The organism is Microbacterium sp. p3-SID336 (assembly GCF_025143365.1).
Taxonomy (GTDB): Bacteria; Actinomycetota; Actinomycetes; order Actinomycetales; family Microbacteriaceae; genus Microbacterium.
In genome coordinates, this window is the sequence record NZ_JALXPE010000069.1 from 1 (window position 1) to 20689 (window position 20689).

The window sequence follows — 20689 nt, forward strand, 5'->3', positions numbered from 1 at the left end:
GCGCCCGCCGGGGCGGCCCACGGCGAAGTTCTCCACGATCATCGAGGCGAGCGGCGCGAGGTCGCTGAGGCCCGACCCCTCGAAAGTCGTCAGACGCAGCCAGTCCGTGCCGACGCGGAGGTCGAGCACGGCGCGGCCGAGCTCGTCGCTTCCGGAGAGCGCAGCATCGGCGCCCTCCACCTCCACCTCCTCCTGGCCCTCGATCCGGTCGAACGCCCAGGCTCCGCCGGGAAGGGTCGTGATGGTCAGATAGCCCTGGGCGCTGTATTCGTCCTCGCCGGATGCGTAGTAGCAGATGCGCGAGCCGTTGACCGTCTGGTAGACCTCGGACGGGATCGACCAGCCGCCGAACGCGTCGATCACGTGCACCTCCGAACCCAGCTGGCCGGCGAACTCCTCCGTGGTCAGGAAGCGCGAGCACTCGACGCCGGCGACCGCGCTCTCCGGAATCTCGACCTCGCGCAGCGACGAGGCCGCGGACGCGCCCAGGCGACGAAGCCCCTCCGCGATCGTCTCGGCATCGTCGGGGCCGAGGGACGGGTCGACGACCATGCCCGACACCAGCACCTCGCCGTCGACGACCTGGAAGAAGCAGTACCCGCCGACCTCGCAGCGGGACTCCTCGCCGAAGTAGCCGCCGCGCGACTCGGCGCCCTCGATGAGCGCCGTGGCGCCGGGCGCGATCGTGACCTCCCAGTTGCGGTCCGGCGTCCCCGACGAGCAGGCGATGCCGCCCGCGCGCTGGAACATGTGCTGCGCAGGGCCCGGATACCAGCTCGGCGCCGACCACACGCCGAGCACCTCGGCGACCTCCGCCTCGGACGCGCCGGCCGTCGCCGTCATCTCGGCCGCGACCTCCGCGCACGTCACGTCGAACGCCGGGGTCGGAGCGACCGCGGGTTCCGGGGTGGGGGTGGGCGATGCCGAAGCGGTCGGCGTCTTCGTGGGCTCGACCTCCGGCTCGGGGGCGCACCCGGAAAGCAGCAGCAGGGCCACGGCCCCGAGGGCCAGGAGGTGACGGTGTCGCATGCTCTCAGCCTAGGGCGGAGGGCCGCGCCGACCCGGGACCGCGGCGGCGATCCCGGGGGACGGTCACTCCCCGCGCGAGACGCGGACCATCTCGTCGCGCGGCACCACCTTGACCCGCGCACGCTCCTGCGGAGCTCCCAGCGCGATCTCGTGCTCGTCGAGGCGGTGCCAGCCGTCGAGGTCCGTCCACGCCACACCGCGCTCGGCGAGGAGAGCGGGGATCGCCTCCTCCGACGGGTCCTCCGGGTGCCACCACGAGCCCTGGTCGTTGATCACGTGCCGGACGGTCTCCATCGCGTCGGACTTCGTGTGGCCGATGAGGCCGACCGGGCCACGCTTGATCCAGCCCGTCGCGTACACCCCGGGCACGCGCTCGTTGGAGTCCTTCGCCAGCACCTGACCCTCGCGGTTCGGGATCACGCCGTGCTTCTTGTCAAACGGCACACCGGGAAGCGGCGAGCCGAAGTAGCCGATCGCCCGGTACAGCGCCTGCACCGGGACCTCGCGCAGCTCGCCGGTGCCGATCGCGCCGCCCTGCCCGTCCGGCTTCGTGCGTTCGTAGACGAGGGCGGCCACGCGGCCCTGCTCGTCCGTGCGCACCTCGACGGGCTTGGCCCAGAAGTGCAGGTGCAGCCGCCGCGAGGCCGTACCGCCGGCATTGTTCACGGAGTCGCGCTTGCGCCACGACTGCAGGATCCGGTCGATCACCATGACCTGCTTGTTGCTGGCGACCGCGTCGCGCGACGCCTCGTCGTAGTCGAAGTCCTCGTCGTACACGACCATGTCCACGTCGCGCAGTTCGCCGAGCTCACGCAGCTCCAGCGGAGTGAACTTCACCTGCGCGGGACCGCGGCGGCCGAACACGTGCACATCGGTGACGGCGCTGGCCTTGAGCCCCTCGTACACGTTCTCCGGGACCTCGGTGACCAGCAGGTCCTCCGCGTGCTTGGCGAGCATGCGGGACACGTCGAGCGCGACGTTGCCGTTGCCGAGGACAGCGACGGAAGCCGCGTCCAGCGGCCACTCGCGCGGCACGTCCGGGTGCCCGTCGAACCAGCTGACGTAGTCCGCCGCCCCGTAGGAGCCGATCGCGTCGATGCCGGGGATGTCGAGCGACGTGTCCCGGATGGCACCGGTCGCGAAGATGACCGCGTGGTAGTGGCGCTTCAGGTCGTCGAGCGTGATGTCCTCGCCGAAGCGGACGTTGCCGAATAGCCGGATGTCGCCGCGGTCCAGCACGTCGCGCAGTGCGGTGATGATGCCCTTGATGCGCGGGTGGTCGGGGGCGACGCCGTAGCGGACCAGGCCGTAGGGCGCGGGAAGCTGCTCGAACAGGTCGATCGAGACGTCGAACTTGCGCTCGGCCTTCAGCAGGATGTCCGCGGCGTAGATGCCGGCGGGGCCTGCGCCGACGATGGCCAGTCTGAGCTTGGTCATGGTGGTCCTTTCGTATGCCGTGACGGCGGAGACGCGGCCGGTGGGCCGGCCCGCCGGGTCAGCTGGAGCGCTCTGCGAGGGTCTCGGCGAAACGCGTCAGCGCCTCGCGCACGGTGCCGCGCGGGAGCGGACCGAGCGCGTCGATCGCCTCCTGGGTCCACGCGTGAGCGAGTTCGAGCGTCTTCTGCGTGACCGCATGGTCGCGCAGCTCGTCGAGCGGGCCGTCGAGGATCGCCGGGTCGGCGCCGTCGGCGATCAGCGCGACGCCGTCGTCGATGCGCGCGGCCAGGTCGGCGGACGCCGCGTCGGCTTCCGCCTTCAGCAGCAGATAGGGCATGGTCGGAACGCCGGCGCGGAGGTCGGTGCCCGGGACCTTGCCGGTCTCCTCCGGCTTCGCCGACAGGTCGATCACGTCGTCGAGCAGCTGGAACGCGACGCCGATCTTCTCGCCGTACACCCGCAGCGGTTCCTCGAACTCGCTCGGCGCGTTCGAGAAGATCACTCCGCCCTGGGTCGCGGCGGCGATCAGGGAGCCCGTCTTGTCGGCCAGCACCTGGATGTAGAACGCAATCGGGTCGTCCTCGGGCTGCGGCCCCAGGGTCTCGTGCATCTGCCCGAGGACCAGCCGCTCGAACGTGTCGGCCTGCAGGCGGATGGCGCGCTCGCCCAGGCGGGACATCAGCTGACTGGCGCGCGAGAAGAGGATGTCGCCGGTGAGGATGGCGATGTTGTTGCCCCACACGGCATGCGCCGCCGGGACACCGCGGCGGCGGTCGGCGCCGTCCATGACGTCGTCGTGGTACAGCGAGCCGAGATGCGTGATCTCCAGCGCCTTGGCGACGTCGATCACCTCACGGGTGTTGCCGTCGCCGAGCTGCGCCGCGAGCAGGGTCAGCACGGGCCGGATGCGCTTGCCCCCGGCCTCGTACAGATAGCGGCTGGCGGCGTCGGCGAGCGGGTCGGCGACGCGGACGTCCTCCGCGAGACCCGTTTCGACGAGTTCCAGCCCGTCCTCGATCGTGCGGGCGACGCGACGGGCGGCAGGGCCGATGAAGACGCGATCGCTGAAGCCGAGACGGCTCGCCAGTCGCGAACCCGGGGGGCTGGGGCTCGAAGTCACGTTCCCAGCCTACCCGCGTCGGATGACGCCGTCCGCGCCGCGCTCACGCGGGCTTTCGGGCGCGGTGCAGCGCGACGATGCCGAAGGAGAGGTTGCGATACGCGACGTCCTGCCACCCCGCCTCACGGATCCACGCCGACAGCCGCTTCTGGTCCGGCCAGTCGCGGATCGACTCGTTCAGGTAGTCATACGCATCGCCGTTCGTGCCGGCGACGCGGGCCACGCGCGGCAGCACCTGCGCGTTGTAGAAGCGGTAGGCACCGCGGAACAGCCGCCCCGGCGGGGTGGAGAACTCGTTGATCACGAGCCGCCCGCCCGGCTTGGTCACGCGGTAGAGCTCGCGCAGCGCCTTCTTCGGGTCGTTCACGTTGCGCAGCGCATACGACATCGTCACCGCGTCGAACTCGTCGTCCGCGAAGGGCAGCGCCGTCGCATCCGCCTGCACGAAGGACAGGTTGCGCATCGCCCCGTGGCGGCGGCGGCCCTCGGCGAGCATGCCCGGCGAGAAGTCCGCCGCGACCACCTGCGCGCCGCTGCGGGCCAGAGATGCCGAGGAGGAGGCCGTCCCCGCGCCGAGATCGAGGATGCGCTCCCCCGGCTTCGGTGCGACGGCCCTGGTCGTCGCGGCACGCCATAGGGCGTCGTTGCCGAACGTCATCGCGGTGTTGGTGCGGTCGTACCCCGCAGCGACCTGGTCGAACATGCCGCTCACACGGGACGGGTCCTTGCCGAGGTCGGCGCGGTTCTTCTCGTTCGAGGTCACCCGATCAGTCTAGGCGCGAGGTTGAGCGCCTCCAGCCGGTCGAGCCACGCATCCGCGGTCGCCGCGTCGAAGGGGGCGACCTCCGCGCGCACGCGCGACTCCAGGTCGAGAGCCAGGTCCTCCAGGTGCGCCATCACCGGCGCGGGGTAGCCGAACGCGACGCTGTGCTCCGCCCACTCGTCCCGGTCGTCGACCCAGGTGCCGCGCTCCCCCTCGACCCGGACGACGTCGAGATCCATGTCGATGCCCGTCGCGAGCAGCGGGTCCTCCGTCCAGCGCACGTCCCACCCCAGGTCGATGTAGACCCGCATGCCGCGCGGGTGACGGCGGTTCACGGTGAGCGCGAAGTCCCCGCTCGGCGGCACCAGCGTCACGTTCGGGGAGGCGGCGTGGAACTCCGCACCGGGCCTGGCACTGTGCCATCCGGTCGGCTGCCCCACCCAGTCGCCCCACTCGTCGGAGCCCAGATACACGCACTCGTGGCGCCAGTGCGGCGAGCCGTCCCACTTGCGCCACTGGAAGATCATCTCGGTACCGGCAGCGGGGCGCGCATCGCTCATCCGCCCACCCTACGACGGCGGGATCGACGCGGGCGCCGCGGCATAGGCTGGACGGGTGCAGCACACCCACCTGGTCGTCGAGACCCGAGAGATCGACCCGGTCGAAGACCTCCTCGCCTTCGCGGACCCCGCCCGCCCGCTCGCCTGGCTGCGTCGCGGTGACGGCATCGTCGCGGTCGGAGAGCCGTTCGCCGAGATGCGCCCTGCCGTCGAGCCGGGCGTCACGCGCGCCGAGGCGCTCGCGCGCGTCTGGCGGGGCATGTCCGCCGAAGCCGAGGTCTCCGACCCGCTGCGACTGCCCGGCACAGGCCTCGTCGCTTTCGGCGCCTTCACCTTCGACGAGCACTCCGACGCCGACAGCGTGCTGATCCTGCCCTCGCGCGTCCTCGGCCGGCACGGCGACCGCTTCTGGGAGACGCGCATGCGCCTCGCCACCCAGGCCCCCGACCAGGAGCCGCTGCACACGCAGCCGTACGGCCCGCACTGGGCGGGCACCGTCGGCCCCGGGGCGCAGAGCCCGCAGGGATACCAGGACTCGGTGCGCGCCGCCCTCGGCCGCATCGCCGACGGCGAGCTCAGCAAAGTCGTCCTCGCGCGCGACCTGCGCGGCAGCATCCCCGAAGGCTCCGACCTGCGCCGCCTCGTCCGCGCGCTCGCGACCGGCTACCCGGACACGTGGGCCTTCGCGGTCGACGGCCTCATCGGCGCCAGCCCGGAGACCCTCGTGACGGTCCAGGACCGGACCGTGACCGCACGCGTCCTCGCCGGCACCATCGGCCGCGGCGCCGACGCCGACGCCGACACCGCCGCCTCCAGCCACCTCGCCTCGAGCATCAAGGACCTGGACGAGCACCAGTACGCGGTGCAGAGCGTGCTCGCCGAACTGCGGCCGCACACGCGCGCTCTCGCGGCGAGCGAGCAGCCGTTCCTGCTGAAGCTGCCCAACCTGTTCCACCTCGCCACCGACGTGGAGGGCGAGCTGGACGACGGCAAGACCGCGCTCGACCTGGTGCGTGCGCTGCACCCCACCGCCGCCGTGGCCGGAACGCCCACCCCGGCGGCGATCGCGGCGATCCGCGAGCTGGAGCCGTTCGACCGCGGCCGCTACGCCGGGCCGGTCGGCTGGGTCGACGCCGCGGGCAACGGGGAGTGGGCGATCGCGCTGCGGTGCGCGCAGTTCACCGCGGGCGACGGCGAGATCGGTGTGACCGCCTACGCCGGCGCAGGCATCGTGGCGGGATCCGACCCGGAGAGCGAGCTCCTGGAGACGCGCGTGAAGTTCCGCCCGCTGGTGGACGCCCTCGCCTGAGGCCCGGTCTCAGCTGGCGGCGAGCCGACGCTTCTCCGCCTCCACGTCGAAGTCCGCGACCGGCCACTGCGGATCGATGTCCTCCAGGGCCGCGAGCAGCAGCTCCTGCACCGCCAGCCGCGCATACCACTTGGCGTTCGCGGGCACGACGTACCAGGGCGCCGCCTCCGTGGAGGTGCGGTCGAACACGGTCTGGTACGCCTCGATGTACTGCGGCCAGAGCATCCGCTCGTCCACGTCGCCCGGGTTGTATTTCCAGTGCTTGTCCGGGCGCTCGAGCCGTTCCATCAGCCGCGCCTTCTGCTCCTCCGGCGAGATGTGCAGCATCACCTTGACGATCCGCGTGCCGGACGCCGCGATGCGCTCCTCGAAGGCGTTGATCGCGTCGTACCGTCGCTCGATCTCCTGCTGGTCGGCGAGCCCGCGCACCTTCCCGATCAGCACGTCCTCGTAGTGCGAACGGTCGAACACCCCGATGAACCCGGGGTCCGGGAGCCGCTTCTCGACGCGCCACAGGAAGTCGTGCTGCCGCTCCTCCTCGGTCGGCGCCTTGAACGCGGCGAGCGCGACGCCCTGCGGATCGACACCGCCCACCACGTGCCGCACGATGCCGCCCTTGCCCGCGGAGTCCATGGCCTGCAGCACCAGCAGCACGGAGTCCTTCGCGGCACCCACGCGGCTCTCCGCGAACAGCCGCTCCTGCAGCTCGTTGAGCCGTTCGAGCCCTGCCGCGAGGTCGGCCACCCCGTGCGATTTGCCGTGGTCGTATCCGGGTTTCGCGTCGGGGTCGACGTCGGCGAGCCGGAAGCCGGGCTGCACCCGCAGGCGCTGCGTCCAGGTGTGCGCGTTCATACGCACATCCTGCCAGTCAGCGCGCCAGCGGCACCTCGATGATCTGGCGGCCGCCATGCGGGGAGGTGAGCGCCTGATCGAGTGCGGTCCGCGTCGTCACGCGCTGGTACTCCCAGCCGTAGGCGAGCGCGAGGTGCTCCAGCCGCACCCCGTGCGGCGTGTAGAACACGCGGTCGAGCAGCGCGGGAGGAGCGGATGACGCCACCTCGAGGCCGTCGAAGATCGTGCCGCCGCCGTCGTTGCCGACGATGACCTGCAGCCGGGGCTCCGGCTCGCCCGGCGGGAGCAGCAGCGCACCGACGTCGTGCAGGAAGGCGAGGTCGCCGAGGAGCACTCTGGTCACGCCGGGAGCGCCCGCCGCCTGGCTCGCGGCCGCGATGCCGGTGGCCGTGGCGATCGTGCCGTCGATGCCTGCGAGGCCGCGGTTGGCGTGCACGGGGACCTTCTTGCCCGCGAGCACCTCGTCGGCGACGCGCACCAGTCGCGAGGATCCGAACATCAGACGGTCGTGCGGCCAGGTGGCCCGCCACACCGCGTCCACGAGACGCGCGCGGTCGAGCGGTCGCCGCACCGCGTCCAGCTCTGCCCTCACGGCCTCCCGCCGCGCGGCGAAGTCGGTGGAGGCGAGACCCGCCGTGTCCGGTGCGTGCTCGCTCAGATCGACGGCCTCCGTGGCGGACGCCCGCATCCACTCGCCCAGCCAGCTGCGGTCGGGCTCGCCGGCGGCGACCGTGACCGCGGCCACGGCGTGCGTCCGGTGGTTCAGGTCGAGCTCCTCGCCGCCGTGACGCACCGCCACGACCTCCACGTCAGCGCGCGCGAGCAGCCGTGCGGCCTCGCGGCTGAGCGTGGGATGGCCGAGCACGACGACCCGCTCGATGCGGCCGCCGAGGTCGTCGCGAGCCAGCAGCCGCCGGTACCCGTGCACGAGCTGTCGACCGAAGCGCGCACCGCTGACGATCTCCGCGACCAGGGGCCATCCGCCCGCGTGCGCGATCTCCTCCGCGACCGGTCCGGCATCGGCACCCGCGAGCACGATCGTGCGCGGACCGTGCGCGAGCAGATGGGGCTCGCGCGGCGGCGGCGACGGCAGCGCGCCCGGCTGCGGCGCGAGCGACGGCATCGCCCCGGAGAGCGGCTCCCGCGACGGCAGGTTAAGGTGGACCGGCCCTGCGACACCGGGGACCGCGTGGTCCGCGTCCTCCGCCCCGACCGCGATCGCGACGGCACGGGCGGCGAGCCCCGCCCAGCCGCCGTCACCGGGGACGGGCGCGTCGATGCCCGCGCGCACCCAGGGGTGGAAGAGGCCCTCCTGGATCGTGGCCTGGTTGGCGCCGACGCCCCTCAGCTCCGGAGGGCGGTCGGCGGTGAGCAGCAGGAGCGGAACCCCGGAGTGGAACGCCTCCATGGCGGCAGGAAGCAGATTGGCCACCGCGGTGCCACTCGTGCACACGACCGCCGCGGGGACGCCGCTCTCCCGGGAGAGACCCAGGGCCGTGAAGCCCGCGACGCGCTCGTCGATGCGGACGTGCACGCGCAGCAGCTCGTCCTCCGCGAGACCGGCCGCCACCAGCGCGAGCGCCTGGGAGCGGGACCCCGGAGAGATCACGACGTCGCGCACGCCGTTGGCGATCAGCTCGGCGAACAGGGACGCAGCCGCGTCCATCGCCGGAGACGCCGTCACGGGCGCGGGTCCGCGGCGGGCGGCTCGTCGGTCTCCTCGTCGAGGCGGGCGAGCTCCTCCTCCAGACGACGGATCCGCGCGTCCTGCTCGGCCTTGCTGATGCTGCGCAGGAAGGCGGGGTCGTCGTCCGGTGCGATCACCCGGGGAACGCCCTGGTCGTTCGCACGACGGCGGCCGATCGCGAACCACAGGATGCCGCCGATGACCGGGATGAGCACCACGATGGCGATCCAGGCGGCCTTGCGCACGCCACGGTGCCGCGTCGGCGGCTGCACGGCGCAGTCGACGATGCTGAACACCCAGAACACGGCGGCGAGGAAGCCGCCGATGATCAGTAGTCTCGCCACCCTTCCAGTGTAGGCGCGTCGGGGGTCCAGCGGCTCCGGGGCGCAGAGGCGCCATTGCTAGACTGCGCGGGACATGCTGCCCCTCGCGACCACCCGGACCCCGCGAGCGCGCGCCGAGCGGATGCTGATCACCCGAGTGGTGATCGCGGTCGGCCTCGCGCTCCTCCTGGTCGTCGGCGCCTGGTCGACGGCGCACGGGCCCGGCGACACGCACGGGACGCTGTGCCTCGCCGCCGGGGTATCGGCGCCCGCGGATGCTCCGGATGCTCCCGCCGCCGTCGCCCCCGCAGACCCGGTCGACGCGGACGCCGTGGTGTGCGCGGTCGCGGCGCTGTGCGGCGTCGCGCTGGCCCTGCTGCTGCACCGCCTCCTGGCACGACGCAGCCCCGGCCCCCTCGCACTGCTCACGCGGGCCGCGGCGCCCCCGCGGGCGATGTGCCTCCGCTTCCCCTCCACGCCCTCCCTCACCGAGCTCTCCATCTCGCGCACCTGACGTCGGAACGAGTGCACCGCCGCCGCCGCGGCCCCCCTCATCCGTCGTACCCGTGTGTCTGGAGAACCCATGAAAACCTCTGTCAAGGCGACGCTGATCGCCATCGCCGTCGCCGTCGTCCTCGTCACCGCCGGCATCGTCTGGTCCATCGTGCAGCAGGGCCCCGAGGCCGACCCCGAGGCCGGGGAGAAGCTGCCGACCGTCCGCACCGACTCCCACGTGCTCGACGAGGGCGGGCCGGACGCGGTCACCGTCGTCGAGTTCCTCGACTTCGAGTGCGAGGCGTGCGGCGCGTTCTACCCGGTCGTGGAGGAGCTCCGCGAGAAGTACGCGGGAGACATCCGCTACGTCGTGCGCTACTTCCCCCTGCCCGGCCACGTGAACTCGACGCAGGCCGCCCTGGCCGCGGAAGCGGCGGCGCAGCAGGGTCGGTTCGAGGACATGTACCACCACCTGTTCGAGACCCAGACGCAGTGGGGCGAGCAGCCGGAGGAGACGCCGGCCGTGTTCCGGGCGTTCGCGGACGAGCTCGGCCTCGACCTCGACGCGTATGACGCCGCCGTCGCGGATCCGGCGACGCTCGCCCGCGTCGAACAGGACAAGCGGGACGGCGAGCGCCTGGCCGTCAACAGCACTCCGACGTTCTTCGTCGACGGCGAGATGGTGCAGCTGCAGGAGTGGGACGACCTGGAGCAGGCGATCGACGCCGCGCTCGGCCGCTGATCATGCTGGAATACCCCGACCGGGGTGCCGCCGGTCGGGGGAGGCCGTCGCTACGCTGGCCGCATGTCAGAGGCTCCCGCCGCTCCCGTGCGCCCGCTGCTCGCCGTGCTCCGCCGCATCCCGGCGACCCTGACCATGGTCGCGCTGATCCTGATCGTCGGGGTCGTCTGGCAGGGCCTGTGGCGACCCTTCGAGGACTCCGACTTCTTCATCTCCGTCGCCTACGGGCTGCCGAATTTCACCCACGGTCTGTGGTGGACACCGGTCACCGGAACGTTCTTCGTGAACCAGCCCCTTGTCTACATCCCCACCATCGCCGGGTTCTGGGGGATGGCGTACTTGGAGTTCCACCGCGGCACCCGCGTCGCAGCCGCCTACTTCGCCATCGGCCAGCTCTTCGCGATCTACGCCACAGCTCTGTTCCTGATCCTCGCCACGGAGCTGCCGTGGAACTGGGCACTCATGCAGTCGAACGACCTCGACGTCGGAGCCTCCGGAGGCACGATGGCGTGCATGGCCGCCGCGGTCGGGCTGTTCCGCCCGCCCTGGCGCGTGCGCGGCTGGCTCATCCTGCTCGGCTACGTGTTCATCCCCATGATGTTCTGGGGCAAGCTGGCCAACCTCGAGCACCTCGTGGCCGTGGTGCTGATCCTCGCCGTCGACCGCACCCTGCGGGTGTCGCGCACGACGGTCCGCGAGCAGCGGTTCATCGCCGTCATCGCGCTGATCGTGGTCGGAGCGATCGAGACGGTCGCGCTGGTCGTGCCCACGGACGGCCCCTTCGGCCCGACGGAGCCCGCGTCCGGGGGCTTCATCGACACTGCGATCGACCTCGCCGTGATCCTGCTGATCGCCAACGGTCTGCGCCGCGGACGGCGGTGGGCCTGGATTCTGGCTCTCTTCCTCGGCACCCTGAACGTGGTGACCGCCGGACTGATCGTCACGGCGATCGTGCTGTTCGACCTCTCCACGGTCGAGTCGTTCGCCAATGCGGAGACGGAGCTGGCTCTCGCGAGCGGCTTCATCTGGCTGCTCGTGCTCATCTACCTGATCGCCGTGCGCCGCGCGTTCCGCACTCGCCGGAAGAGCGTCCTCGGCCGCGAGCCGGTTCCCACCGTGGACGACATGAAGCGCGAGCTGCGCACGCACGGCGGCGGCACCCTGTCGTGGATGACCACCTGGGACGGCAACGACTACGCCAGGGTGGACGGCGGCATCGTCGCGTACCAGCGTCGCAACGGCGTGGCCCTGGCCCTCGCCGACCCGATCGGTCCGGCGGATCGGCGTGCGGAAGCCGTCGTCGATTACATCCGCACCGTCGAGGCGGCCGGAGTGATCCCGTGCTTCTTCAGCGCCGACCATGCGACCCGCGCGGCAGTGCCTGCCACGTGGCGCAGCCTCGTCGTCGCCGACGACACCATCGTGGACCTTCCGGGGCTGGAGTTCACCGGCAAGCGGTGGAACACCGTGCGAACGTCGCTGAACCGGGCGGGGCGCGAGGACATGACGTTCCGGCTGACGCACTTCAAACAGGAGACGTGGGGCGTGCAGCAGCAGCTCCGGGCGATCTCCGAGCAATGGGTGGGTGAGAAGGACCTCCCCGAGATGAGGTTCACCCTCGGCACGCTCGAGGAGGCGGAGGACCCCGAGGTCCGCCTGGCCCTGGCGATAGCGCCGAACGGCGACGTGGACGGCTTCCTCTCCTGGCTGCCCGTATACGGCGAGGGCGGGACCGTGCGCGGCTGGACACTCGACCTCATGCGCCGGAGGGAGGGCGGCTTCGGCCCGGTCATGGAGTTCCTGATCGGCTCCTCCGCCAAGCAGTTCTCCGAGGAGGGCGCGCAGATCATGTCGCTCTCCGGCGCCCCGTTGGCCCACGACTATCCGCCGGGCGCCGGGATGCTCGCGGCGCTGAGCGAGCGCCTGGCCGAGGCGCTGGAGCCGGTGTACGGCTTCCGCTCGCTGCACCGCTTCAAGCAGAAGTTCCATCCGCGGTACGAGACCATGTACCTCCTCTTCCGGGACGAGAGCGACCTCACCCGGATCGGCGGCGCCCTGACCAGGGCATTCCTCCCCGATGCCTCGCTGCGGCAGTTCGCCGGCGCAGGGCTCGAACTGATACGGGGCGGCGACAAGGACTGACAGCCGGGACGGCGACGCCCTCCCGCCCGTTCCTTCGTGGACGCGACGGCGGGAGTCGAACCCGCAACGCCTCCGGATATGAGCCGGGGCCCGGGACCGCCCGGATCGCCGCGATGGGGACGACGTTACCTGGCCGTGACCTCTGCCGCCAGGACGATTGCCTGGGATGACGCTATGAGTCTCCGGGCGACGCGTCCGGCTCCGCGTCCAGGGCGCGCAGCATCCGCTCCAGCGCCTCGCGCAGCTCGGAGCGATGCGGCTCGGGGAAGGTCGTCGTGTACTCGACGCCCGCGGGGATCCAGAGCAGCCCGTACATCGCCTCGCGCCAGTCGCCGCCGCCCACGGGCCAGCGCGTGTGGTCGGGCCCCTCGGCCGTGGCGCCCTGCGCCCAGACGCCGAAGCGCTCCTGCATCGCGGCGAGCGGCAGCGCCATGACCGCGTCCGTCTCGATCTTCTGCGGCGACCACGAGGCGGCGACGAACACGCGCTCCTCCACCTCCTCCGCGGTGATGTCGCGGCGCGCGAAGAGGACCCTCGTGTGCTCCACCGCGACGATGCGGTCGACGCGGAAGGTGCGCCAGTCGTCCCGGTCGAGGTCCCAGCAGAGCAGGAACCAGCGCCGTCCGGCCGGGGCCAGTGCGTGCGGCTCCACGCGGCGCACGCTCTCCTCCCCCGCCCCGTCGACGTACCGGAGCCGCAGCCGCTCCCCGTCGCGCGTGGCCAGGGCGATGTCGCCGATGACGGCCGGGGAGACCACGGGCGCATCGCCGATGCGCGGAGGTCGCACAGAGGCGGCGAGCGCGTTCACGCGCTGACGCAGCGGGGACGGCAGCACCTGCTCCAGCTTCGCGAGCGCCGTCAGCGTGACCTCCTCCCCGCCGACGACCTGCTGCGTGGCGGCGACGCGAAGACCGATCGCCATGGTGACGGCCTCGTCGTCCGTGAGCAGCAGCGGCGGCACCGCGCTCCCCGCCTCGAGCCGGTAGCCGCCGGCGGCCCCGGGGGTGGACTCGACGCGGTAGCCGAGCTCGCGCAGACGCTCGACGTCGCGGCGCACGGTGCGCTCCGTGACCCCGAGTCGTGCGGCCAGCTCCGTGCCCGGCCAATGCCGGTGCGTCTGCAGCAGATTGAGCAGGGCCAGCGCTCGAGACGTCGTGTCGGTCATGGATCTAAGATTGTCAGACATCGCGGACAGAATGTGTCCGCATTGCTTTCTACGCTCTCGCACATGAACGAATCCCTCATCGAGACCGAAGGCCTCACCAAGTCCTTCACCGTCAAGAAGACGACCGTGCACGCCGTCGCGGACGTCTCCTTCAGCGCCGTGCGCGGCGAGCTCGTCGCCTTCCTCGGACCCAATGGCGCGGGCAAGTCCACCACCCTGCGCATGCTGACGACCCTCATCCCGCCGTCTGCCGGCACCGCCCGTGTGGTGGGCCACGACATCCGCACGGATGCGGCGGGTGTGCGGGCCAGGATCGGCTACGTCGGGCAGCTCACCAGCGGCAGCTTCTCCCAGCGGGTGCGCGACGAGCTGCTCAGCCAGGGCGCGTTCTACGGCATGTCGAAGCGCGACAGCGTCCGCCGGGCCGACGAGCTCATCGGCTCGCTCGACCTCGCGTCGTTCGCGAACCGCACCGTGCAGCAGCTGAGCGGTGGGCAGAAGCGCCGCCTCGACATCGCCCTCGGGCTCATGCACGCGCCGCCCCTGCTCTTCCTCGACGAGCCGTCCACCGGCCTCGACCCGCAGAGCCGCGCGAATCTGTGGGAGCACATCCTGGACCTGCGCACGCAGCACGGCACCACGGTCTTCCTCACGACGCACTACCTGGAGGAGGCCGACCGCTACGCCGAGCGCGTGATGGTCATGGACAAGGGCCGCATCATCGCCGACGACGACGCGGCCTCCCTCAAGGCCACCCTCGCCGGCGACGTGCTCACGGTCGGCTTCGCCGCTGAGGCCGACGCCGAGAGGGCGCGTGCCGTGATCGGCCGCCTCAGCTCCGCTGCCGTGACCCGCGACGGCGCCACGCTGTCGCTCACCGTCTCGGACGGCGACCGCCTGCTGCCGGTGGTCGTCCGCGAACTGGACGCCGAGGGCATCGTCGTGCAGCGGGCGACCGGCGTGCCCCCGACGCTCGACGACGTATTCCTCGCCCTGACCGGGCGCACGCTGCGCGAAGCCGGAGAGGGCGCCGCCGAGACCGAGGAGGGCGAGCCCACCGGAGCCGCGGGCACGATTTCCTCCACCTCCACCTCCACCTCCTCCCCTTCCCCCTCCGCCACCGCGGCGGCATCGCCCACGACCTCCGGAGTCCTCTCATGACCGCCACCGCCACCCCCGTGCGCCCTCGGCTCGCCCGCGACACCCGTCACGTGCTGACGCGCGAGCTCAAGCCGGTGATCCGCGACCCGTTCACGCTGATCTTCAGCCTGCTCCAGCCGCTCGTGTTCCTCGGCCTGTTCACCCCGCTGCTGATCGGCGAATCCGGCCAGCCCGCCGGCGAGACCCTCGGCTGGTTCGTGCCGGGCGTGCTCGTGATGATCGTGCTGTTCGGCACCGGATCCACCGGCTCCAACCTGCAATACGAGATGATGACGGGCTCGCACGAGCGCACCCTGGTGGCACCCCTCGCCCGCTCGTCCCTGCTCATCGGGCGTGCGCTCAAGGAGATCGCGCCCATCGTGGTGCAGGCCCTCATCATCGTGCTCATCGCCTGGCCGTTCGGCTTCGCGGTCGACGTCCTCGGGCTCGTCGTCGGCCTCGCCCTGCTCGCGGTGTTCGGCGTCGGCCTCGGCTCCCTCTCCTACGCCCTGGCGCTGGCGACGAAGGACCGCGAGTGGCTGTTCTGGGGTGTGCAGCAGGCGCTCATCTTCCCGCTGCTGATCCTCTCCGGGATGCTGCTGCCGCTCGACGCCGCCCCGGACTGGATGCGCGCGGTCGCCGCCGTCAACCCGGTCAACTGGGTCGTGCAGGCGGAGCGCGCGCTGTTCGCCGGGGACCTGGGCGACCTCACCGTGCTGTGGGGGTGGGTGGCCGCCGTCGCCGTCGCCGTGGTCGGGCTCATGGTCGGCGTGCGCGCCATCCGTCGCAGCAGCTGACACGGCCGCAGCGGACGGATGCCGGTCCCCCGTGGAACGGCGTCCGTCCGCTAGCGCGCGCCCCCGGCGCCGTCAAGCGGTTCGACCGCTCGGCGACCGCGCCGTACCGTCGCACGCACCGATGCCGAGTGAAGAGGAGTCCGCGATGTCCGAATCGCAGCACAACGACAAGACCCCGACGCCGCACCAGGAGATCGCGGTCCCGCAGGAACGGCTCGAGGCGGAGGCGCGACGCGCGATCGTCACCGGCGCCGACTCCGGGATCGGGCGGGCGACCGCCGTGGCCCTCGCCGCCGCCGGCATCGACGTCGGCATCACCTGGCACAGCGACGAGGCCGGTGCACACGAGACCGCCGACGAGGTGCGCAGTCACGGAGCCAGGGCGGTGGTCGCGCGGCTCGACGTCGCGGACATCCCCACGTGCGGCGACGTGGTCGACGGGCTGATCGCGGAGCTGGGCGGCGTCGACGTGTTCGTGAACAACGCGGGAGCCGGTCTGCAGACGCCGTTCCTCGACGTCACGCTCGAGGAGTGGAACCGGGTGCTCGACACCGACCTCACCGGCGCGTTCGTGTGCCTGCAGCGGGCGGCCAGAGCCATGGTCGCGGCCGGACGCGGCGGCCGGTTGATCGCCGTCACCAGCGTGCACGAGCATCAGCCGATGGTGGGCGCCAGCGCCTACGACACCGCCAAGCACGGGCTCGGAGGTCTCATGAAGAACCTGGCGCTGGAGCTGGGCGGCCACGGCATCAGCGCCGTGAGCGTGGCTCCCGGTGAGATCGCGACGCCCATGACCGGGCAGACCGACACCGACCCGCACACGGAGGACCGCCCCGGCATCCCGCTCGGGCGCCCTGGCGACGCGCGCGAGGTCGCGGCGCTGATCGCGTTCCTCGCCTCCCCCGAGGCCGCGTACATCTCCGGGGCCTCGGTCGTGATCGACGGAGGCATGCTGCAGATGGGGCCGCAGGCGGGCGCCGCGATCGAGAGCCACTCCTGGCGCACGGTGTGAGCGCCAGGCCGCGGGCTCAGCGGCGGATCGAGTCGCGGAAGGGATTCGGTTCGAGCGTGTAATCCGTGGTCGTGTCGGACCAGGTGTCCGCTCCGGGTGAGCGCCGACGGTCGCGCCAGGCGGAGTGCAGGCGCACGGCGGGCGCGCCCACCGCGAGCGCGAGTGCGCCCGTGATAGAGCGGTCCTGCCGCCCGAGCACGCTCGCCCGATGCCAGGCCTCGTGGAGCACCCCGCCGCGCGCGGCCGGAACCCGGCGGTGCGGCAGCGCCCCGGCACGACGCAGGGCGACCAGCTCCTGCACCCGATCCCACCAGTCGGACTCCGCGGCGGGATGGAAGTAGTTGTCGCGCAGCCATCCGGGGTGGGGCTGCCGGAACCGCCCCGCCACCACCTCGCCCGCGCCGCCGAGCAGTCCGCTGCCCACGAACACCGTGTTCAGCAGCTCCTTGCGCACGCCGAAACGGTCCAGCGCGATCACGGGCACCCCGAGCGCCAGGGCCTCCACCGCCGCGGTGGAGCTCACGGTGACCAGTCCTGCCGCCGTCTCCAGCGCCGCAGCCATGGGCTCGTGCGAGAACACGAGGTTGCGTGGACGATTGTCGCCGAGCAGGCGCGTGTACGGGTCGCGGTCCCGGTGCGTCTCGGCCTCGCCCTGGCGCGCGCGCAGCTTCACCACCACCCGCCGGGAGGGATCGGCTTCCGCGGCGCGCACCAGGATCGACGCGATGTCCGCGCGCTCGGCGGCGTCGCCCGGCACCAGCGCCTGCGCGGCGAACACCACGTCCGTCGCGCCGGGCCGACGCAGGGCCGGGGTCGGCGCGCCGGACGGCCGCTCCGCGACGGCCACCCCTCCCGCGACCCCGCCCGCGAGGATCCGTGCTTCCACCCGCTCCTGTCGCAAACCGCCGCTGCGGAGCCGCTCCCGGCCGCGCGCGAACGGCAGGGTCGCGAGCGCCAGAGGCATCTGCACGCCGATCCGCTCCCCCAGCGCCGCGAACGCCCGTCGCTCGCGGTGCGAGTGCACGATGAGCAGATCGGTGTGCCGTCGGTAGTCGAGGGCGCCACGCTGGGCGGGAATCGCCATCCCCGGAAGGCCCGACACCGTGACCGGCCGCGTGGGCAGCTGATCGACCACACGCCCCATCAGACGCACGAACGGTCCGCGCCCCGCCAGCAGCACCACGTCCGGCTGCTGCCGCTCGAGCCAGGTGCGCGCCCCGGCGAAGTCGGCCAGAGTGACATCGGCGGAGGTCAGCCCCGTGCCGTCGAGCGCCGCCCGCTGCTGGCTCGCGCTCACCGTGAGCGGCGTGCGCACGAGGAGCAGCTGCGGCCGCAGCCCCGGCACGCCTGCGAGCAGCGCGGCGGACCACTTCACGAACGAGTCGGCATCGGCGACCGCGACGATGCGCATCCCGGCACCGTCGGTCATGCGGGCACGCGGCGCAGCTTGGCCATGGGGGCGCGCTCGCTGTCGAACACCCGCTTCACGCCGTCGCCCACCGCGCTCTCGATCACCCGGATGTCGCGCACCAGGTGTTCCAGCCCGGTCGGCTCCAGAGACGCCGCGTGATCGGAGCCCCACATCGTGCGGTCGAGGGTGATGTGCCGCTCGACGGCCACGGCGCCCATCGCGACCGCGGCGAGCGAGATCTGCAGGCCGCGCTCGTGGCCCGAGTAGCCCACGGGCACCCCGGGGTAGCGGTCGCGCAGCGTGGCGATCACCCGCAGGTTCGCCTCCTCCGGCTCGAGCGGGTACGTCGACGTGGCGTGCATCAGCACCACGCGATCGGTGCCGAGGGTGTCGAGTGCCGTGTCGATCTGCGGGACCGTCGACATGCCGGTGGAGAGGATCACGGGCTTCCCGGTGTCGCGCAGCGCCCGCAGCAGCTCGGTGTCGGTGAGGCTGGCGGAGGCGACCTTGTGCGCCACGACGTTGAGGTCCTCCAGGAACTGCACGCTCGGCACATCCCACGGGGACGCGAACCAGTCCAGACCGTGCAGCGTTGCGTGGTCGCCGATCTCGACGTACTCGTCGCGACCGAACTCGACGCGGCGCCGGTAGTCGAGGTAGCTCATGACGCCCCAGGGCGTCTCGCGGGGCACATCGCGCATGTGCTCGGGCGTGGAGATCTCCGGGGTGCGCTTCTGGAACTTCACGGCATCGGCCCCGGCACGAGCGGCCACGTCGATGAGGCGTTTGGCGATGTCGACGTCGCCGTTGTGGTTCAGGCCGATCTCGGCGATCACGTAGGCGGGTCGTCCGCCGCCGATCACACGCGATCCGATGCTGACAGTCATGGTTCCTCCGGTCCACGGACGTGCTCTCCCACCCGTCCTTCCTGAGTACGGGCCCGGGGTGAACACCCGCCGACCGGAGGGTTACCGGCGTCGGTCAGCTCGACAACACGCGCTCGACGAGCTCACGGACGGCCCCGTCGCCGCCGCGCCGTCGCAGCACCACCCTGGCCTCCGCGCGCACCTGCGGGTGCGCATCCGCGACCGCGATCGGCCAGCCCACGATGCGCAGCGCGGGCAGATCGTTCACGTCGTTGCCGAGGTAGGCGATCTCCGCGAGCGGCACCCCCTGCTCGTGCGCCCACTGTCGCAGCGCCGACTCCTTGTCGTCGATGCCGTGCAGCACCGGCACCCGCAGCTTCTCGGCCCTGGCCCTCACCACGGGGTTCACCTCGGTGGAGAGGATCAGCATCGGCACGCCCGCGCGCCGCAGCAGGGACACGCCCATGCCGTCCTCCCGGCTGACGCGCACGCGCTCCTCGCCGTCCGCGTCCACGATGGCCGTGTCGTCCGTGTGCACGCCGTCGAAGTCGGTGACGACGGCTCGAACCGGGATGGGCCCCGACGTGTCGCGCAGCGCCGCGAGCGCACGGGCAGCCGCGAGCTGCTCGGCATCGTCGATCTCGATCGCGCTCCACGCGGGCACAGGGGCGAGGCGGACACGGCCGAAGAAGCGGTGCCCGGTCTCGCGGAAGCCCTCGGCGCGGAGCACGTAGAACGCGCCGGTCTCCAGGTGATGCGGTTCGCGGTCCTGGCGGCGGGGGCGGTGCGCGGCATCGTGATTGACCGCCTCGGCGGCGCCGCCCGGACCCTGGCGCCACAGGAACCCGTAGGTCTCCACGGCCGAGAACACGCTGTCGGCCTCCCCCGCCGCGACGGCATCGACGGCTGCGCTGAGCGCGTCGCTCGGGATGAACGGCGACGTGGCCTGCAGGAATGCGATCACGGCGAACCGCTCGCCCGTGCGCTCCAGCTCGTCGACCGCGTGCCGCAGTGCGCTCTCGGAGGAGGCTGTGTCGCCTGACAGCTCCGCCGGGCGCCGCACGACGCGGGCGCCGGCCTCCTGGGCCACCGCCGCGATCTCGTCGTCATCGGTCGAGACCACGACCAGATCGATGCTCGCCGCCTTCGCCGCCGCGTGCACGGCCCGCACGACCAGCGGCACCCCGCCCACGCGCTCCAGGTTCTTGCGCGGGATCTGCTTGGACCCTCCGCGCGCCGGGATGATCGCCACGGCCCTCGGCGCCTGCTCGTCCCTCGTCTGCACCCTCGTCATCTTCCCCGGATCTCCCTCCACGCGCGACCTGCGCGCCGCCGTGCGCCGACCGCGGTCAGACGCCACTCCTCCCACCGACCGACCCCGCCGCTCGGGCGCAGCAGCCGCTCCCCTGCCGAGGCTCTGGGCGCCCCGGGCAGGCCCAGCAGCCGCAGGCGCTCGTCTGCGAAGTAGCGCCGGCGCTCGGCGTCGTCGAGCTCATGCAGCAGCTCCTCCGCGCGGGGCCGCAGGTGCGCCGCGACCTCGGGCTGCATGGCGTAGCCGACCGCATCGACGAGGTGCTGCAGCCGGGCGGGTGTCGCACGAGGAGCGTCCGCGCGGGTCAGCGCGTCGACGAGCACCAGCGGCACCCGGTTGCTGTTCTCGAAGGGCGCCAGGGCGGTCAGCAGCTGCGCGGTGCCCGCCGACCCGATCTCGCGCCCGAACAGCGTCTGGGCCGTGGGCAGCGCCGTCGAGAAGGCTGCGACCACGGCGCGCGCGTCGAGCCGTTCCGCGAGCAGTTCCGCCGCCCCGCGTCCCCGGTGCTCCGCGAACGCGATGCCGTG

Annotated in this window: 18 protein-coding genes, 1 tRNA gene and 2 pseudogenes; 7 read left to right on the plus strand and 14 right to left on the minus strand. The window is 72.3% G+C overall.

Annotated elements, in window-relative coordinates:
* The 5 genes and pseudogenes from M3C17_RS16455 to M3C17_RS16475 form a co-directional block, all read right to left on the minus strand.
* Positions 1-1029: pseudogene (locus M3C17_RS16455) on the minus strand (hypothetical protein); the annotation flags it as partial.
* A 63-nt stretch (positions 1030-1092) separates the two neighbouring features.
* On the minus strand, positions 1093-2466 hold the full coding sequence (locus tag M3C17_RS16460) for an FAD-dependent oxidoreductase (RefSeq protein WP_259979033.1): 1374 nt from the start codon (positions 2464-2466) through the stop codon (positions 1093-1095).
* A 58-nt stretch (positions 2467-2524) separates the two neighbouring features.
* A complete protein-coding gene (locus M3C17_RS16465) occupies positions 2525-3586 on the minus strand; it encodes a polyprenyl synthetase family protein (RefSeq protein ID WP_259979034.1) in 1062 nt (353 codons plus the stop codon).
* Between the two features lie 43 nt (positions 3587-3629).
* The gene (locus M3C17_RS16470; RefSeq protein WP_259979035.1) at positions 3630-4349 is read right to left on the minus strand and encodes a class I SAM-dependent methyltransferase; all 720 of its coding nucleotides are present in this window, start codon (positions 4347-4349) and stop codon (positions 3630-3632) included.
* Complete coding sequence (locus M3C17_RS16475) at positions 4346-4909, minus strand: DUF402 domain-containing protein (protein WP_259979036.1); 564 nt, start codon at positions 4907-4909, stop codon at positions 4346-4348. Before M3C17_RS16475 ends, M3C17_RS16470 begins: the two co-directional genes overlap by 4 nt.
* Positions 4910-4964: 55 nt before the next feature.
* Between M3C17_RS16475 and M3C17_RS16480 the strand changes: the two genes are divergently transcribed.
* Positions 4965-6218, plus strand: coding sequence for an isochorismate synthase MenF (locus M3C17_RS16480; protein WP_259979037.1), 1254 nt, complete (start codon positions 4965-4967; stop codon positions 6216-6218).
* Positions 6219-6227: 9 nt separating this feature from the next.
* Here M3C17_RS16480 and M3C17_RS16485 read toward each other — a convergent pair whose 3' ends face one another.
* From M3C17_RS16485 to M3C17_RS16495, 3 genes are read right to left on the minus strand one after another with little or no spacing between them, the layout of a single operon-like run.
* Complete coding sequence (locus M3C17_RS16485) at positions 6228-7070, minus strand: polyphosphate kinase 2 family protein (RefSeq protein WP_259979039.1); 843 nt, start codon at positions 7068-7070, stop codon at positions 6228-6230.
* A 16-nt stretch (positions 7071-7086) separates the two neighbouring features.
* Positions 7087-8736 carry a 2-succinyl-5-enolpyruvyl-6-hydroxy-3-cyclohexene-1-carboxylic-acid synthase gene (menD, locus tag M3C17_RS16490; RefSeq protein WP_259979040.1) on the minus strand — a complete coding sequence of 550 codons (1650 nt, stop codon included), beginning with the start codon at positions 8734-8736 and terminating at the stop codon, positions 7087-7089.
* Between the two features lie 14 nt (positions 8737-8750).
* Complete coding sequence (locus M3C17_RS16495; RefSeq protein WP_259979041.1) at positions 8751-9101, minus strand: PLD nuclease N-terminal domain-containing protein; 351 nt, start codon at positions 9099-9101, stop codon at positions 8751-8753.
* A 73-nt stretch (positions 9102-9174) separates the two neighbouring features.
* Between M3C17_RS16495 and M3C17_RS16500 the strand changes: the two genes are divergently transcribed.
* From M3C17_RS16500 to M3C17_RS16510, 3 genes are all read left to right on the plus strand, one after another.
* The gene (locus M3C17_RS16500; RefSeq protein ID WP_259979042.1) at positions 9175-9594 is read left to right on the plus strand and encodes a hypothetical protein; all 420 of its coding nucleotides are present in this window, start codon (positions 9175-9177) and stop codon (positions 9592-9594) included.
* A 69-nt stretch (positions 9595-9663) separates the two neighbouring features.
* On the plus strand, positions 9664-10317 hold the full coding sequence (locus M3C17_RS16505; protein WP_259979044.1) for a DsbA family protein: 654 nt from the start codon (positions 9664-9666) through the stop codon (positions 10315-10317).
* 63 nt (positions 10318-10380) lie between these two features.
* On the plus strand, positions 10381-12459 hold the full coding sequence (locus M3C17_RS16510; RefSeq protein ID WP_259979045.1) for a bifunctional lysylphosphatidylglycerol flippase/synthetase MprF: 2079 nt from the start codon (positions 10381-10383) through the stop codon (positions 12457-12459).
* 37 nt (positions 12460-12496) lie between these two features.
* Here M3C17_RS16510 and M3C17_RS16515 read toward each other — a convergent pair.
* Together M3C17_RS16515 and M3C17_RS16520 are read right to left on the minus strand one after the other, a co-directional pair.
* Positions 12497-12572: transfer RNA gene (locus M3C17_RS16515), tRNA-Met, on the minus strand.
* 59 nt (positions 12573-12631) lie between these two features.
* Positions 12632-13624, minus strand: coding sequence for a YafY family protein (locus M3C17_RS16520; protein ID WP_259979046.1), 993 nt, complete (start codon positions 13622-13624; stop codon positions 12632-12634).
* A gap of 63 nt (positions 13625-13687) precedes the next feature.
* Here M3C17_RS16520 and M3C17_RS16525 point away from each other — a divergent pair, with 63 nt between their 5' ends.
* From M3C17_RS16525 to M3C17_RS16535, 3 genes are all read left to right on the plus strand, one after another.
* On the plus strand, positions 13688-14785 hold the full coding sequence (locus tag M3C17_RS16525) for an ABC transporter ATP-binding protein (protein ID WP_259979047.1): 1098 nt from the start codon (positions 13688-13690) through the stop codon (positions 14783-14785).
* Positions 14782-15561: an ABC transporter permease gene (locus M3C17_RS16530; RefSeq protein WP_259979048.1), complete on the plus strand. Its 780-nt coding sequence runs from the start codon at positions 14782-14784 to the stop codon at positions 15559-15561. Before M3C17_RS16525 ends, M3C17_RS16530 begins: the two co-directional genes overlap by 4 nt.
* Before the next feature lie 145 nt (positions 15562-15706).
* The gene (locus tag M3C17_RS16535) at positions 15707-16573 is read left to right on the plus strand and encodes an SDR family oxidoreductase (RefSeq protein WP_259979049.1); all 867 of its coding nucleotides are present in this window, start codon (positions 15707-15709) and stop codon (positions 16571-16573) included.
* Positions 16574-16589: 16 nt separating this feature from the next.
* Here M3C17_RS16535 and M3C17_RS16540 read toward each other — a convergent pair whose 3' ends face one another.
* The 4 genes and pseudogenes from M3C17_RS16540 to M3C17_RS16555 all read right to left on the minus strand — a co-directional run.
* The gene (locus M3C17_RS16540) at positions 16590-18002 is read right to left on the minus strand and encodes a DUF6716 putative glycosyltransferase (protein ID WP_259979050.1); all 1413 of its coding nucleotides are present in this window, start codon (positions 18000-18002) and stop codon (positions 16590-16592) included.
* A complete protein-coding gene (locus tag M3C17_RS16545; RefSeq protein ID WP_259979051.1) occupies positions 17999-18871 on the minus strand; it encodes an N-acetylneuraminate synthase family protein in 873 nt (290 codons plus the stop codon). Before M3C17_RS16545 ends, M3C17_RS16540 begins: the two co-directional genes overlap by 4 nt.
* Positions 18872-18965: 94 nt before the next feature.
* Entirely contained in the window at positions 18966-20144 is a 1179-nt protein-coding gene (locus M3C17_RS16550) for an acylneuraminate cytidylyltransferase (RefSeq protein WP_259979053.1), read from the minus strand.
* Positions 20141-20689, minus strand: a pseudogene (locus tag M3C17_RS16555) (hypothetical protein); the annotation flags it as partial. The gene M3C17_RS16550 and the pseudogene M3C17_RS16555, both read right to left, overlap by 4 nt.

Excerpts from the sequence above, each read along its gene's own strand:
- menD (WP_259979040.1), bottom strand. The coding sequence starts at position 8,736 with ATGGACGCGGCTGCGTCCCTGTTCGCCGAGCTGATCGCCAACGGCGTG.
- M3C17_RS16545 (WP_259979051.1), bottom strand. The coding sequence starts at position 18,871 with ATGACTGTCAGCATCGGATCGCGTGTGATCGGCGGCGGACGACCCGCC.
- M3C17_RS16500 (WP_259979042.1), top strand. The coding sequence starts at position 9,175 with ATGCTGCCCCTCGCGACCACCCGGACCCCGCGAGCGCGCGCCGAGCGG.
- M3C17_RS16460 (WP_259979033.1), bottom strand. The coding sequence starts at position 2,466 with ATGACCAAGCTCAGACTGGCCATCGTCGGCGCAGGCCCCGCCGGCATC.
- M3C17_RS16530 (WP_259979048.1), top strand. The coding sequence starts at position 14,782 with ATGACCGCCACCGCCACCCCCGTGCGCCCTCGGCTCGCCCGCGACACC.
- M3C17_RS16550 (WP_259979053.1), bottom strand. The coding sequence starts at position 20,144 with ATGACGAGGGTGCAGACGAGGGACGAGCAGGCGCCGAGGGCCGTGGCG.
- M3C17_RS16525 (WP_259979047.1), top strand. The coding sequence starts at position 13,688 with ATGAACGAATCCCTCATCGAGACCGAAGGCCTCACCAAGTCCTTCACC.
- M3C17_RS16510 (WP_259979045.1), top strand. The coding sequence starts at position 10,381 with ATGTCAGAGGCTCCCGCCGCTCCCGTGCGCCCGCTGCTCGCCGTGCTC.
- M3C17_RS16520 (WP_259979046.1), bottom strand. The coding sequence starts at position 13,624 with ATGACCGACACGACGTCTCGAGCGCTGGCCCTGCTCAATCTGCTGCAG.
- M3C17_RS16475 (WP_259979036.1), bottom strand. The coding sequence starts at position 4,909 with ATGAGCGATGCGCGCCCCGCTGCCGGTACCGAGATGATCTTCCAGTGG.
- M3C17_RS16485 (WP_259979039.1), bottom strand. The coding sequence starts at position 7,070 with ATGAACGCGCACACCTGGACGCAGCGCCTGCGGGTGCAGCCCGGCTTC.
- M3C17_RS16540 (WP_259979050.1), bottom strand. The coding sequence starts at position 18,002 with ATGACCGACGGTGCCGGGATGCGCATCGTCGCGGTCGCCGATGCCGAC.
- M3C17_RS16505 (WP_259979044.1), top strand. The coding sequence starts at position 9,664 with ATGAAAACCTCTGTCAAGGCGACGCTGATCGCCATCGCCGTCGCCGTC.
- M3C17_RS16535 (WP_259979049.1), top strand. The coding sequence starts at position 15,707 with ATGTCCGAATCGCAGCACAACGACAAGACCCCGACGCCGCACCAGGAG.